Origin of the sequence: Pseudaminobacter soli (ex Li et al. 2025) (genome assembly GCF_003012705.1) — a bacterium.
Taxonomy (GTDB): Bacteria; Pseudomonadota; Alphaproteobacteria; order Rhizobiales; family Rhizobiaceae; genus Pseudaminobacter; species Pseudaminobacter soli.
The window spans coordinates 1-13604 of the sequence record NZ_PXYL01000028.1; the positions used below are offsets into that span (position 1 = coordinate 1).

12 protein-coding genes are annotated in these 13604 nt (G+C 61.2%); 1 reads left to right on the forward strand and 11 read right to left on the reverse strand.

Annotated features, from left to right (window positions below):
* Window positions 1-741 precede the first annotated feature (741 nt).
* Window positions 742-2097 carry an epoxide hydrolase family protein gene (locus C7I85_RS27670; protein ID WP_106727229.1) on the reverse strand — a complete coding sequence of 452 codons (1356 nt, stop codon included), beginning with the start codon at window positions 2095-2097 and terminating at the stop codon, window positions 742-744.
* Window positions 2098-2339: 242 nt separating this feature from the next.
* Window positions 2340-3083, reverse strand: coding sequence for an SDR family oxidoreductase (locus C7I85_RS27675; protein ID WP_106727230.1), 744 nt, complete (start codon window positions 3081-3083; stop codon window positions 2340-2342).
* Between the two features lie 98 nt (window positions 3084-3181).
* Between C7I85_RS27675 and C7I85_RS27680 the strand changes: the two genes are divergently transcribed.
* Window positions 3182-4120 carry an AraC family transcriptional regulator gene (locus C7I85_RS27680; protein ID WP_106727231.1) on the forward strand — a complete coding sequence of 313 codons (939 nt, stop codon included), beginning with the start codon at window positions 3182-3184 and terminating at the stop codon, window positions 4118-4120.
* 962 nt (window positions 4121-5082) lie between these two features.
* Here C7I85_RS27680 and C7I85_RS27685 read toward each other — a convergent pair.
* The 9 genes from C7I85_RS27685 to C7I85_RS27725 all read right to left on the reverse strand — a co-directional run bounded on the left by C7I85_RS27685 (window position 5083) and on the right by C7I85_RS27725 (window position 13337).
* Complete coding sequence (locus C7I85_RS27685) at window positions 5083-5817, reverse strand: SDR family oxidoreductase (RefSeq protein ID WP_106727232.1); 735 nt, start codon at window positions 5815-5817, stop codon at window positions 5083-5085.
* Window positions 5818-5879: 62 nt separating this feature from the next.
* Window positions 5880-6773, reverse strand: a complete 894-nt coding sequence (locus C7I85_RS27690; protein ID WP_106727233.1) for a 2-keto-4-pentenoate hydratase — start codon at window positions 6771-6773, stop codon at window positions 5880-5882.
* A complete protein-coding gene (locus C7I85_RS32395; RefSeq protein ID WP_106727234.1) occupies window positions 6707-7372 on the reverse strand; it encodes an RraA family protein in 666 nt (221 codons plus the stop codon). The genes C7I85_RS27690 and C7I85_RS32395 overlap by 67 nt, the downstream gene beginning before the upstream one ends.
* A 35-nt stretch (window positions 7373-7407) precedes the next feature.
* Window positions 7408-8601, reverse strand: a complete 1194-nt coding sequence (locus C7I85_RS27700; RefSeq protein WP_181257422.1) for a PLP-dependent aminotransferase family protein — start codon at window positions 8599-8601, stop codon at window positions 7408-7410.
* Between the two features lie 137 nt (window positions 8602-8738).
* Window positions 8739-9938 carry an ABC transporter substrate-binding protein gene (locus C7I85_RS27705; RefSeq protein WP_106727235.1) on the reverse strand — a complete coding sequence of 400 codons (1200 nt, stop codon included), beginning with the start codon at window positions 9936-9938 and terminating at the stop codon, window positions 8739-8741.
* Between the two features lie 52 nt (window positions 9939-9990).
* Window positions 9991-10989 carry a branched-chain amino acid ABC transporter permease gene (locus tag C7I85_RS27710; RefSeq protein ID WP_106727236.1) on the reverse strand — a complete coding sequence of 333 codons (999 nt, stop codon included), beginning with the start codon at window positions 10987-10989 and terminating at the stop codon, window positions 9991-9993.
* 12 nt (window positions 10990-11001) lie between these two features.
* Window positions 11002-11874 (reverse strand): branched-chain amino acid ABC transporter permease, encoded by an 873-nt coding sequence (locus C7I85_RS27715; protein WP_106727237.1) that lies wholly within the window; start codon window positions 11872-11874, stop codon window positions 11002-11004.
* 12 nt (window positions 11875-11886) lie between these two features.
* Window positions 11887-12594, reverse strand: coding sequence for an ABC transporter ATP-binding protein (locus C7I85_RS27720; protein ID WP_106727238.1), 708 nt, complete (start codon window positions 12592-12594; stop codon window positions 11887-11889).
* Window positions 12591-13337, reverse strand: coding sequence for an ABC transporter ATP-binding protein (locus C7I85_RS27725; protein ID WP_106727264.1), 747 nt, complete (start codon window positions 13335-13337; stop codon window positions 12591-12593). Before C7I85_RS27725 ends, C7I85_RS27720 begins: the two co-directional genes overlap by 4 nt.
* Between the last annotated feature and the right edge of the window lie 267 nt (window positions 13338-13604).

Below are 13604 nucleotides of genomic sequence, written 5' to 3' on the forward strand. Positions count from 1 at the left end.
ATAATCAAGGAGGCGGCGGCTTCGACAATAGCGACATTGGCTGGGGCTGGTATGGTTTTGGCGTGCCGTATTCCTACTGCAACCCCTATACCTACGGCTACTATGGCGCCTGCTATCCGGGATACTACCAGGGGTATTGATTGCGCCGGACACACGAAATCAGGCTGAGGTTTCGGCAGCATCTGCACCATGGTGAGCCCGTCCAAGGCGACGGGAAAACAAGCGACGACAACACGTTTGACGGGGGATCACGCGAAGCTTCTGGCGTCATTCGCGGTTTCCACCGGACGCCAGATGCGCCCGTCAACAGTCCGAGCCTTAGCCGCGAATATGCGCGCCTGTTTGGCGTTCCTCCCGCTCGCGACTCGCGAAGCAGCCCTCCGCGCTGGAGACTAAAGACACCGTGATTGGTTTGGCTACCCGACATCACTTCGTTGGGGTCTGCCGCGCCCTGGCGCATGCGAAACTTCTCGCCGTCCCTGGAACCGAGACTTGATCTCAAGCATCTCGATCGCCAGGGGCCCGATCCACCTTTCATTTGGCCCAGCAGACGACGTTACGCGTGGCCTTGCACGAGCGACGTGGGCATCGCACCGCGGAGTGGCCGCCCTTCGGTGCCCCATGGTAGTGGATCCGCTTCGGATACGCCTTCTCGGCTCAGTTCCGCTGAGCGGTATAGATCTCGTACGGGAAGGAGGTCACGGCGATCGGCGCGTGCTACGCGCGCCGATAGCTTCAGATCTAACTGCGCAGAGGCCGAAAGGCGTCGCGGACTTCTCTGCTGAAGATCACTGGTTGCTCCCACGCGGCGAAATGACCGCCGGCCTCGGCCTGATGGAAGTAGATCAGGTTGTGGTAGGCCTTCTCCGCCCAGCTCCGCGGCGCCACGTAGCTCTCGCCGGGAAACGCGGTTACAGCGGCCGGGATCGAGACATTGGCGGGCAGATAGAGATTGGTCTTGTTTTCCCAGTAGAGTCGCGCCGAGGAGATCGCGGTGTTGGTCAGCCAGTAGAGCGAGATGTTATCAAGCACATCGTCGCGGGTCAGTGCGCCGGAGGAATGCCCGTTGACCGCCCGCCCAAGCACGGCCGATTGCATCGCCGAGGCCGGCTGGGCATAGCCGTCGCCATGGTCGAGCAACCAGGTCGCGAGACCGGCCGGCGAATCCGTCAACGCTGAAAGCGTCTGCGGACGGGTGCCCATGATCTGCGCATAGGCACGCCGCTTCGTGAATTGAAGCTTGAGTTGATCGAAGGCCTGTTTCTCTTCGACCGAAAGATTCGCTGGCGGCGCATCACCCGAGGCAATCGCCTTGAAGACTTCAGGTGGAACGACGCCGGGCAGGTTGACATGAATGCCGAGCAATTCGGGCGCGCCAAGCTTGGCCATTTCATGGGAGACCGGCGAGCCCCAGTCGCCACCCTGCGCCACGAATTTCTCGTAGCCCAGCCGCTTCATCAGCACGACCCAGGCGCGGGCGATCCGCTGCGGATCCCACCCCGTCGTGGACGGCTTGCCCGAAAATCCGTAACCGGGCATCGACGGAATCACGAGGTGGAAGGCATCGTCCGCGCTGCCGCCATTCGCCGTCGGATTGGTCAGAGGATCGATGATCTTCATCTGCTCGATGACGGAGCCGGGCCAGCCATGCGTCACGATCATGGGTAGAGCATTTCCATGCTGCGAGCGGACGTGGATAAAGTGGATATCGAGACCGTCAATCTCCGTGATGAACTGTGGCAAGGCATTGAGCCGCGCTTCCACCTTCCGCCAGTCATAGTCGGTCTGCCAGTGGCGGACGAGGTCCTGCATCATTGCCAGCGGCACGCCTTGCGAGTCGTCGGCGACCGTCTCCTTCTCAGGCCACCGCGTTGCCGCCAACCGTCGGCGAAGGTCGAGGATGTCCTCGTCTGGCACGTTGACACGGAACGGGCGGATCGCATCTTCGGGGGCCGCGTACGTGGGAGATGCGGGCCACATTCCGGCAGCGCCTACCGCCATCAACCCCGTGGCTGCGCCAACCAGAAGCCGGCGCCTATCTCGATCGATGCCATCCCGGCCGGAGCCTGATGTGACGGGCGTCTTGGACGTGTCCATCGAGTTTCTCCTTCAGAGAGACGCCAATTGTGCGGCGTGAACGTTCGAGGATGCGCGGCGGTTCCCGGCCAGGCACCTTCGCAATGGTCTCGATCCGTCCCTAAGGTGACATCCACGACAAGCCGCGGGGCGACGGCAACGCCGACAAAGCGGACGTTTGGCCGAGCGCTGGTTCTGCAGCAAACCGGATGATTTCGGGGCACCGATCATGGCGACAAAGCCCATGATCGATGCCAGGGCAATTAGGCGACCCGAGCGAGGGCAACGGCGTCGGAACCAGCCGGATAGTGCAGACGATCCGAAGCGTCTGTGGCTGCTTGCAGCACGGCCGCGGCCACGTCACCTTCTTTCGTGGTCAGCGCCGGGTTGGCGAAGGCGGCAAAGATTGGTCGCGCGAAATCCGCATAGGCCTCGGGGATCAGGTCCATGACAGGAATATCAGTGTTTGCCGTGAACCGCGTCGATGGCGCATAGCCGGGCTCCACCAGCTTGACCCGGACACCCAAAGCGCCCAGTTCATGCGCCAGCGATCCGGTGAAACCTTCGATGGCCTGCTTACTGGCCGTATAGGCCGCCGCCAGCGGCATCGATGCGAGCGTCACACTGGAGGTGACATTCACGATAACACCCGAACGGCGCGCCCGCATCTGCGGGATCACCGCCTGGGTCATCGCCATCACGCCGAAGGTGTTGGTCTCGAACACCTTGCGCACATGGGACATCGGCGTCACCTCGAACGCCCCGACCACGCCGATCCCGGCATTGTTCACCAGCACGTCAATTGATCCCGCGGCCTCCAGCGCAACCGTGATGCTTTGCGGGCTGGTGACATCGAGTGGCAGGACGCGGAGGCGCTCCGACTCGCGAAGCACTGCCTTGTGTGGATTGCGCATGGTGGCAATGACGTTCCAGCCCTGCTCGTGAAAGCGGCGGGCGGTTTCCAAACCATAGCCGGACGAGCAGCCGGTAATGAGGACGGTTTTCATGTCGGTCTCCTATGTTTAACGTTGACGCGACAGATCATAGCGGCATGATCAGGACTATCATCAATCATTGGTCCGATTTTTGTTTGAGATAGTCCGAAATGACCGATCCGCTTTCCGATGTGATCCAGCTTCTGCGGCCCCGCGCCGTGTTCTCGAAAGGGATCAGCGGTGCCGGACGCTGGGCCGTGCGCTATGCCGAGTTCGGCCAACCGGGCTTCTGCGCCGTGATCGAGGGGCGATGCCGCCTTGCCGTCGATGGCGAGCCGGCAGTCGTCCTCGAAGAGGGCGACTTCGTTCTGCTGCCCGCGACGCCAGCCTTCACCATGTCCGGTTTCGAGCCCACGCCCCCCTTGCGCATCGACCCGAAAACGGCCGTGCCGCCCGACGGAGAGATCCGGTACGGCCGGCTGGCCGGGCCGCCCGATGTCCGGCAGTTCGGGGGCTATTTCTCCTTCGGCTCACCCGACGCCGCACTACTCGTTTCGCTCCTGCCGCGCATGATCCACATCCGCGGCATTCAACGACTGACCCAGTTGGTGCGTCTCGTTGGCGACGAGGCGGCGCGCGACGACATCGGTCGCGACCTCATCCTCGAGCGCCTCGTGGACATCCTGCTGATTGAGGCGCTTCGAGCCGCCCCGGCAAAGGCAGCCCAGCCCGGCCTCCTCCGCGGTCTGGCCGATCCCCGGATCGCCGCCGTTCTGCGCGGCATGCACGGCGATGTCGAGCGGTCCTGGACCATCCCCGACCTCGCACGCGAGGCGGGCATGTCCCGTTCGGCATTCTTTGACCGCTTCGTCCGCATGGTGGGGGTCCGGCCGATGCAGTACTTGCTAGCTTGGCGCATGGCCATCGCAAAGAACCTGTTGCGCAGCGGAGGGATCGGGCTCGACGAGGTGGCCAGACGCGTCGGCTACGGCTCCGCGAGCGCGTTCAGTACAGCCTTCAGCCGCCATGTCGGCCTGCCCCCCGGCCGCTTCATGAAACGTTCGGATGCGCAGAACGAAAATACATGCGCTTTGCCGGCTGGGAACTGACCGCGGCGTCAGCCAGGGATGTCATCTATTGCCTCTGTGATCTCCTCAATAGCCGCTAGAATTTGCGTGATTTTGGCGTCTGCTCTGGACCGTCACCAGACAGGCGGCTTTCGGTCGAAGCACGGGGGAAGCAGACGTCTCAAAGCGTGCTGACCCAAGCCGTGGCGCTCCCGAAATAATCAGCTTGCTCGAATAGCAACTGCCAATGCCTCGCCTGCGCGAAGCGGACACGCGCGGCGTCTCAAAGGGCGAGAAGGTGAGCGTGCTTTGGCCGACGACCAAGAAGCTGTGACAGCGTTCCGGAAGGCAACCGAGACGATAGGGGCGCTGTCGCAGTCCACGGCTGCACTCTGGTCATGGCGGCGGCCGGAACCAGCGGATGGGTTGGGTGACATCGGCAGGTTGCACAGATCGGCGGTAGCCGGCGGTGGCGTGGGCCAAACAACACGGCGGCAATTGGCACAAATCACATCTGACTCGCCTCAACAACGTGTATGGTGCTGAAGAATTTTGCTTCAACTATGGCGAGAATGGCCGGCTGCTTTCCTTCATTTTTGCGAGGCCAAGAATGAGTTTGGCGCAAGGCGGCTAAAGTTTCCGAAACAGCCCGATCACACTACACGCGGTGACAGAAAAAGCGCTCGGAGGTGCAACACCCATATCCCAAAAGCTATTTCCAATAGTGGGGAAAGTTGGAAGATGGGGCCACGCATTGTTAAAACGACGGGTTCGGCGCGGCCCGCGCAGTCCGACGAAAGCGTCTGAGTGAATGCCGCGCTCCAGATATGCCTTACCGAGGCGGCCAAGTGCGAAAATCTTCCCACTCGACATTTTGACTGTGGAACGTGCTGGTAACGGCCGAGATCGAGTTTGAAAAGTTCGCGGAGCAGCACCGAACGGGCGCGGGGTCATGTCCTCCCCGCGCGAGCCGGGCCGCAGATCAAGCGTTGGCCATTCTCAATTCAAATCGACCACAAGGCGCCGCCGTCGCAGGCGATCGCTTGCCCGGTGATGTAGCTTGCCCTGTCAGACGCCAGAAACGTTGCGAGTGCAGCAAACTCTTCCGGCTGGCCGATGCGCCCCATGGGGATCATTCCGGCGACCTTTTGGAGGTCGAGCTTCGCCTCCGCAAGCCGCTCCGTCATGGTGTAACCCGGCATCAGGGCATTGACGGTAATGCCGTTGGCGGCCAATTCGCGACTCAGGGTCTTCGTCAATCCATGCAGTCCGGCGCGCAAGGCGTTCGAGATGGTGAAATTGTTGATCGGTTCCTTAGCGGCGATCGACGTCACCAGCAGGATACGACCCCAGTTGCGTTCGCGCATGCCGGGTATCGCCGCCCCAATAGCATCGGTCGCGCTCATGAACAGCCCCTCGAAGGCACCGCGCCAGTCATCGGCGGAGATACTTTCGAACGGCATCGTCGCCGGTCCGCCCGTGTTGACCACAAGGATATCGACCGAGCCGAGTGTCGCGGCCGCCTGCTCGACCAAGCGCCGTCCCGCACCGGGCTGTCGCAAATCGCCGACCAGGGCAGTTGCCCCAAGCCTCTCCGCGGCCCCTCTGAGTCGAGCTTCATCCCGCGCGCAAATGGCGATTTTCACGCCTTCGGCGGCCAGTTCCTTAGCTACGGCAAAGCCAAGCCCTTTCGACGCGCCCATGACGAGGGCGGACCTACCGCTCAATCCGAAGTCCATGAACAGCCTCTTTCTTCAGTGCACCATTGAAGTCTGCCCAAAGACAGACAGCCCTGCCGGGGTCAGGCCCCCCTGACCTTGACGCTGCCAATCCCGGAGACATCGAAGCGATAGTTGAAAGGTCCAGCCGGGAAGCGTGTGGTCACGATGCTGCCCGTCATGACGACATCGCCCTTGCGCAAGATTTGGCCGGAGGCCGCGAGATGGTTGGCGAGCCAAGCCAACGGCACGAATGGGTGCCCGAGCGCATCCGCGCCACGGCCGCGCGCAATTTCAACGCCTTCTTGGTAGGCGATGCCCTCGGCTTCTTCCATGCGGGCCGGCGGCGATACGAATGGTCCGACCACGATCCCCGCATTCCAGGAATTGTCTGCCACCAACGTCTCACAGTGGAGAACGCTGTAGTCGGCATGGCGGTCATCCACCAGTTCGATTGCTGCGGCAACCGCATCGACAGCAGCTCCCGCACTTTCGGGTGTGAACGGAACACCGTTCGGCACCAGGTCATGACCAAGCCGGACGCAGATTTCGAATTCAAGGCCGAGATGGTGATAATCTGCCAGTGACAGGTGGACGTCGGAACCGAAGACACGATTTGTGAAGACGGATCCCCTGATGGGCTGGTCGATGCCGCACATCTCCTGCATGCGCTTTGATGTCAGGCCAATCTTGTAGCCCGCTGTGCCGTTTTCGCCGATGATCGCGGCGACATAAGCATCCTGCACCCGATAGGCGTCGGACAGGTCATTGATTCCGTCCAGCCTGTGGAATTTGGTGCCGTCGTCATGTTCGGCAACCAGCTTTCTGGCGATCTCGCCGATAGCCTGTGTCAAATCCTCGTCCTCCGATTTCGATAAAATCGTTTTCAAGCGCGCAATAAAAACAGCCTCTAGATGGCGTCCGGGACGCTGAACACATCGAGCAAAGTCCTGCCCTCCGCCAGTTCCGCCGCCCATTGTTCTTCGAGGCGAACGCGCTCAAGAGCCAGGGCGAGAAGGGCTTCGGCTTCTTCCGCTGGAACGATGGCAAGACCATCATTGTCACCCAGAACGACATCGCCGGGCCTCACTGGAACGCCGCCGAAAACAATCGGCCCGTTCACGAAGCCGCGCTCCTTCGACAAGGGTCCGCGCGCAGTGGTGCCAAGACAATACACGGGAAAATCGGGCCAGTTTGCGATTGTGTCGATGTCGCGAACGGCACCGTTGACGATCAGACCGGCAATCTTCTTTCGGCGAGCGGCACCGCACAGCAGTTCGCCGACATATGCCGTGTCAATGCTGCCGCCAGCATCAATGACAACGATGTCGCCTTCCCCGGCAATGTCGATCGCATGCAGCGACGGTCCGAAGTCAGCGCGTTCGCACCACGCAGTGACAGCCTGCCCGAACATCCGAGTGCCGAGCTCGAACGGGCGGAGCGGCCTTATCCGGCTATCCGTCAGCAGTCGGCCGCTAGTCACGTCCGACAAGATCGTCACGGGGACCGCGGCCCAGCCTTGCAGAACGTCATGCGCCACGCTGTTTGGACGTGTGCTGTGGATTTTTGTAGGCATCGGTTCGTTCCTTGATTGCAGGCAGCCGGCAAAGGTCAGGCGTTGCGCCTTGCAGTCAGCAGCTTGCCAAGCGCGGTGATCCCCTGGACGATGACTTCGTCCGTTTGAGTGGAATAGCTGACGCGCGCGTGATTGACCTCCTGCTCGAGCGGGAAAAACGTCGCGCCGGGAACGTAAGCAACCTTCGCCTCTGGCAATGCGTGGTCAGCCATGAAGCGAGCGGTGTCAAATCCTTCCGGAAAGGTCAGCCAGGTGAAAAGGCCGCCGCTCGGTTCGGTGAATGCAACGTCCTGTGGGAAGGTGCGCCTGATAGTGTCGAGCATCAGGTCCTTCTTGTGGCGATAAATCTGGCGGATAGACGCGATGTGCGCATCGATGTCGTATTTTTCGAGAAACAGGGATACCGCCGCCATGTTAAGCGTGCTGCACTGCGTATCGGCGGCAAGCTTCAGCAGGCCAAGCTGCTGGATGAGTTCCTCGGAAGCGACGGCCCAGCCCAACCGCAAGCCGGGCGCGAGAATCTTGGAGAAACTGCCGAGATAGATGACGCGGCCTTCGGTGTCGAAGCTCTTGATGGGCGGGATCGGCTCGCCCTGATAGCGGATTTCGCGATAGGGCGTGTCTTCCAAGACGACGAGATCAAACCTGTTCGCCAGTTCGACCAGTTTCTTGCGGCGCTCCAGGCTCAGCGTCACGCCGGTTGGGTTCTGAAAGTCGGGCACGGTATAGATAAGCTTGGCCCCTGGGCTGCGCTCAAGCGTCCGCTCGAGGTCGTCCATGTCCATGCCGTCATCGTCCATCCGCACGGCGGCATAGCGGGGTTCGCAGGGGTTGAAGGCGATGAGTGCGCCAAGGAAGGTCGGATTTTCCGTGACGATGACGTCGCCCTTGTCGACCAGCATTTTTGCCACGAGATCCAGCCCCTGCTGGCCGCCCTGCAGGATCAGCACGTTGTCGGCCCCGCAGGCGATGCCGTCGCGCGCCATTCGCGTAGCGATCTGCTCGCGTAGCTTCGGGCTGCCGTTGGAGACGGTGTATTGCAGCGCTTCCCGGCCATTGCCAGCGATTGAAGCGCGGAAGACTGCCTCCAACTGTTCGAGCGGGAACAAGGAAGCGTCGGGGTAGCCTCCGCCAAAGGACATGATGCTGGGGTCCGCACCGAGCCGCAAAAGCTCGCGGATGGCAGACGGCTTCACTTGGGACATGCGGTTGGCAAGCCGGATGTTCATCGTCACACTCTCACTTCATCGGCAGGGGCCGTCAGCAATGTTGCCACGGGCGCGCACCTACTTATCGTCCGATCGCGGTCGCCTCGAGGGCGGAATAGTGTCGGCGCGACGGGTTCGAACCCGCCGCGCCGGCATGGTTATTTCATTTCGGTTTCAACCGCCCAGTCGTCACCTGCGACCTTGAACAGGGCGTAGCTGCCTGGGACGTCGCCATTGGCGTCGAAGTTGAGTTCACCGGAAGCGCCCTTGTAGTCGATCGCCTTACCGGCAGTGATCAGTTCCTTGGCCTTCTTCCATTCGCCGGGAAGAATGGGCTCGCCCTCGCCGTTCGAAACGGCACGCAGCGATTCCGACAATTTGGACTTGTCGCCGCCGGCTTTCTCAATGGCCAGCGCCAGCAGAAACACGGCATCGTAAGAAGGACCGACATAGCTGGCGTTGATGTCGCCGCCAGCTTCGGCAAATGCCTTGTTGAAGATATCGAGAGCCTCGGACTTCGTGCTCACCGGCGCGGAGGCCATGAACGTCGTAAGATTGTCAGCGCCGATCGCCTTGACTGGAGCGGATGTCTTCATGCCCTCGGCACCAACGAACTTCTCGAAGAAGCCGTTTTCGATCGCCTCGCGCAGGACGGTCAGGCCGGACGTATCGCCATAGTCAAGCAAAACCAGTGTGTCGGCACCGCCCTGGGCCAACCCTGCAAGGTCGGCGCGGTAGGACGACTTGTTTTCCTCATGCGCCTCATAGCCGGCAATCTCTCCGCCCTTGGCTTCGTATTCCTTCTTGAACGCTTCGGCGATGCCCTTGCCGTAGTCGTTGTTGATGAAGGAAACGGCTACTTTCTTGGTGCCGCGGTCCAGCAGCGTCCGCGCCAGCGCCTGGCCCTGATATTCGTCCGACGGAATCGTCCGGAACACCAGGTCGTTGTCCTTGAGTGTCGTGATCTCGGGCGACGTCGCGGCCTGCGAGATCAGGATGACACCGGCCGGGATCGTCGCCGAATTGACAGCCGCCATCAGCGCTCCCGAGCACAAGGGCCCGACCACGCCGATGACCTGGGAGACGTTGACGAGCTTGGTGGCCGCGTCGGCGGCGACCTGCGGGCTGCACCCGTCGTCGGCCATGATGCCGACCAGCTTTTCACCCTGCAGGACGCCGCCCTGTTCGTTAATCTGATCCACCGCGAACTGGAGCGACTTGGTTATTTCCGGCGCCATTGCAGCGGCGCCGCCGGTAATCCCGTTCAGCAGGCCGATATTGACGTCGGCAAGCGCCGGCGTCGCCAGGGCACTCGCCCCCAGCAACAGCGAGGCCAGTCCAAGGTGCTTCGTTTTCATTCCATCCTCCATCGTTGTCAGGTCGGCGAGCCATTCGCCTTGGTGGGTAAACTCAATTGATGATGTTCCCGGTGGCCTGTGTGGCGGAGGCTTGTTCCCCCATCGGCCGCTCCTCCCGGGATTCTTTGCGCAACTTCTCCGGCAAGATCCCTTCGGGCCGGAAGCGAAGCACGAGTTGCAGCAGCAGCCCGATCAGGAACATGCGGCCGTATTTGGCTTTCAAGGCGTATTCCGACGGCAACTGATCGGTCACGATCTCGGATGTGGACCAAATGACCCAGACGATAATCGCCCCGAGCAGCACGCCACGGTTGTTTCCCGCCCCCCCCAGAATGACCATGATCCAGACCAGGAATGTGATGAGCATCGGGTCGATGGCGTCCGGCGTGATGGTGCGGGCGAGATGGACATACAGCGCACCCGCCAGGCCCATCAGCGCCGAACCCAGGATGAAGGCTTCGAGGCGGCGGTAAGGCACATCCTTGCCCATGGCCTGAGCCGCACTTTCGTTATCGCGGATAGCACGCATCATCCGGCCCCACGGCGAGACGGCCTGTCGCTGGACAAGCACATAAGCGACGAGCAGGATCAGCGCGGTGATGCCCAGATAGACCAGTTGTGCCTTGGCATAAGGCAGGTCACCGAAAGGCCGAGGGATGGCGCTGATTCCGCGCGCGGAATTGGTCAACCACTCCTCGGAGCGCGCAACGAGACGAATGCCTTCGGCCACGCCGATCGTGACGATCGCCAGATAGTCGGACCGGAAGCGCAGGCATATCTTACCGATCGGCCATGCGAGCAGGCCGGCCAGTAGCATCGCGCCGACGAGCCCAACGGGAAATGGCAGGTCAAAGCCGCCGAGGCGGCCTTCGGCCCATGGCGACGTCAGGATCGCCGAGGCATAGGCGCCGATCGCGAAGAACCCCGCGACACCGGCATTGAAAAGGCCCGCATAGCCCCATTGAATGTTCAGCCCGATGGCGAGGCAGCCGTAAATGCAGATGAAGATCGCCAGATAGACCGGGTAGTTGAGGACGGTGATCCATTCCATGAGACGTCCTCCCTAGAGTACCTTGCCGCGGAACAGACCGGTCGGGCGGAAGAGCAGCACGAGTAGGAGTATCCCGAACGCGCTCATGACCTTGTATTCGCCGGGAATGACCAGGACGGAGAGTTCTTCCGCGATCCCTACGATCAACCCTCCGACAATCGCGCCTTCGATCCTCCCTACGCCACCCAGGATAGCGGCGGCAAAGGTCGGCAAAAGGATGTTCCAGCCCATCAGAGACTTGAGCTCGGTGTTCAGGCCGAGGAAGAAGCCCGAAGCCGCACACAGACCTCCCGCGATGATCCATGTGAGCGCGATGACCTTTCCATTGTCGACGCCGGAAAACAAAGCGAGTTCCGGGTTGTCGGACATGGCGCGCATTGCTTTGCCCCATTTGTTCCTTGTCAGGAACAGATGCAGCGCGACGACCAGGGCAATGGCCACCAGAAGCGTCACGATCTCATGGCTCTTGACCCGGATTCCGAACCAGTTTTCCGGCCGGGTGATGCCCCGCGTGTAGCTGGTCGTATTCACACCCCATACGACCTGGACGAAGGAGCGCAACATCAGCGCGACACCGAAGGATGCAATCGTGGTGATGATTTTGGGCATGGCGCGCAGATGCGCATAAAACAGCCGGTCTAGGGCCACGGCAAATACGCCGGTGGCCAGCACCGCGAGAGGCAGCGCCGCATAAGGCGACAAACCAAGGACCGTGGTGAAGGCAAGTGCGATGAAGGCGCCAAAGGTGGCGAGGTCGCCGTGGGCGAAGTGGCCGTAGCGCATGATGGCGAAGACAAGGGTAATGCCTATCGCGCCCAGCGCGTAGATGGAGCCCTGCACGATGCCGGGAAGCAGGAAAAAGTTGATGAAGCTGTGCATGTCCATTGCGATTGCCGCCTATCCGCCTAGGAACATTTCGGCGATATGACGGTCCGCCAAGAGCTCGGAGGCCGGACCTTCATGTCGGTTACGGCCGGCAGCGAGCACATAGCCGCGATCGGCAAAGGCCAGAGCCTGCTTTGCATGCTGTTCGACTAGAAGGATCGCCACGCCGCTATCGCGGACATCGCGGCTGATCTGGAAGATCTGCTCCATGTATTTTGGCGAAAGGCCGGCGGTCGGCTCGTCCAGCAGTAGAACCTGCGGATCCAGCATCAATGCCCGCCCCATGGCGACCATCTGGCGCTGTCCGCCCGACAGTCTGCCGGCTGTCGCTTTCTGCTTCGTCCTGAGATCGGGGAAAAGGTTGTAAACGCGATCAAGCGCGGCGCTGTAGTCGCCTTTGCGAAGAAAGGCTCCCATCTCGAAATTCTCATGAACGGTCATTTCACTGAAGATATTCTTCACCTGCGGTACGTAGCAGATGCCGGCCTTGACGATGCGATTTGGAGCCCAGCCGGTAATGTCGGTTTCGCCGATAGCAATAGATCCCGCGCGGATATCGAGCAGGCCGAAGATCGACTTCATGGCCGTAGACTTGCCCGCTCCGTTCGGTCCGACGATGGCCACGATCTCACCCTTGGCGACCTCGATAGAAAGATCGAAGAGGATGTCCGAGTCTCCATACCCGCCACGCAGGTTCTTCATCGTCAGCAGGGCAGTCATGTGGCAGCTCCCTGCCTCTCTCCCAGATACGCCTCGAGAACGCGAGGGTCGGAACGCACCGTCTGGAAACTCCCCTCGATAAGCACCTTGCCCTCGGCCATGCAGATGACCGGCTCGCATAACCGCTCGATCATTTCCATGTCATGCTCGATAAGGATGAAGGTGTAGCCGCGCTCCCGGTTGAGATACTCGATCTTCTCTTCCAACTTCCTGAGCAGGGTGCGGTTGACGCCGGCAGCCGGCTCGTCGAGCAGGACCAGTTCCGCATCCGTCATGATGGTCCGCCCCAGTTCGAGGAGCTTCTTCTGGCCGCCCGATATTTGGCCCGCGCGCTGGTGTGCAACATGGGTCAGTTCCAAAAACTCCAGGGCCTCCCATGCCCTCCGCGAGGTCTCCGCCTCGGCTTTCCTCACCCTCGCACGGCTGAACCAGTTGCTTAGGAGCGTCTCCCCCGGCTGTGCCGGAGCCACCACCATCAGATTTTCGATGACGGAGAGATGATGGAATTCGTGGGGTATCTGAAAGGTGCGCACGGCCCCCTTGTGAAACCGCCGATCGGGAGCGAGCGCAGTTATATCCTCGCCGCGATACGCGATCCTGCCACCGCTCGGACGCAAGGCCCCGGCGATCATGTTGAATACCGTGGTCTTGCCGGCCCCATTAGGTCCGACAAGACCGGTTATGGAACCCTTCGCAACGGAAAATGAACAGCCATCAACGGCCCGAAAAGAGCCGAAGTCCATCGTCAGATTCTCGCAGGAAAGAATCGGAAATTCGTTCGTCACAGTGCTTTGCGGGCTCCGCCAGATCGAGCACGCCCGGCGAATGGGCGACAGATCGCACCGGCAGAAGCCCTTCTCCCACTTCCAGGCCTGTTCAACGGCCAACCGCCCCCGATCAGGCAGTTTGCCCTCTCTGCATGCCGCGTCATCATGGTTTTTGTTTCCCCCCTCACATACCGGCGCTCACAGTGGACGTCTGCCCCTTTGCCGCCGATTTGCAAAAGGCAC

What these genes read in the sequence shown, in the direction of transcription:
- C7I85_RS27670 (WP_106727229.1), bottom strand. Translation starts at nt 2,097, where the DNA reads ATGGACACGTCCAAGACGCCCGTCACATCAGGCTCCGGCCGGGATGGC.
- C7I85_RS27675 (WP_106727230.1), bottom strand. Translation starts at nt 3,083, where the DNA reads ATGAAAACCGTCCTCATTACCGGCTGCTCGTCCGGCTATGGTTTGGAA.
- C7I85_RS27680 (WP_106727231.1), top strand. Translation starts at nt 3,182, where the DNA reads ATGACCGATCCGCTTTCCGATGTGATCCAGCTTCTGCGGCCCCGCGCC.
- C7I85_RS27685 (WP_106727232.1), bottom strand. Translation starts at nt 5,817, where the DNA reads ATGGACTTCGGATTGAGCGGTAGGTCCGCCCTCGTCATGGGCGCGTCG.
- C7I85_RS27690 (WP_106727233.1), bottom strand. Translation starts at nt 6,773, where the DNA reads ATGGGCGGCGGAACTGGCGGAGGGCAGGACTTTGCTCGATGTGTTCAG.
- C7I85_RS32395 (WP_106727234.1), bottom strand. Translation starts at nt 7,372, where the DNA reads ATGCCTACAAAAATCCACAGCACACGTCCAAACAGCGTGGCGCATGAC.
- C7I85_RS27700 (WP_181257422.1), bottom strand. Translation starts at nt 8,601, where the DNA reads ATGAACATCCGGCTTGCCAACCGCATGTCCCAAGTGAAGCCGTCTGCC.
- C7I85_RS27705 (WP_106727235.1), bottom strand. Translation starts at nt 9,938, where the DNA reads ATGAAAACGAAGCACCTTGGACTGGCCTCGCTGTTGCTGGGGGCGAGT.
- C7I85_RS27710 (WP_106727236.1), bottom strand. Translation starts at nt 10,989, where the DNA reads ATGGAATGGATCACCGTCCTCAACTACCCGGTCTATCTGGCGATCTTC.
- C7I85_RS27715 (WP_106727237.1), bottom strand. Translation starts at nt 11,874, where the DNA reads ATGGACATGCACAGCTTCATCAACTTTTTCCTGCTTCCCGGCATCGTG.
- C7I85_RS27720 (WP_106727238.1), bottom strand. Translation starts at nt 12,594, where the DNA reads ATGACTGCCCTGCTGACGATGAAGAACCTGCGTGGCGGGTATGGAGAC.
- C7I85_RS27725 (WP_106727264.1), bottom strand. Translation starts at nt 13,337, where the DNA reads ATGGACTTCGGCTCTTTTCGGGCCGTTGATGGCTGTTCATTTTCCGTT.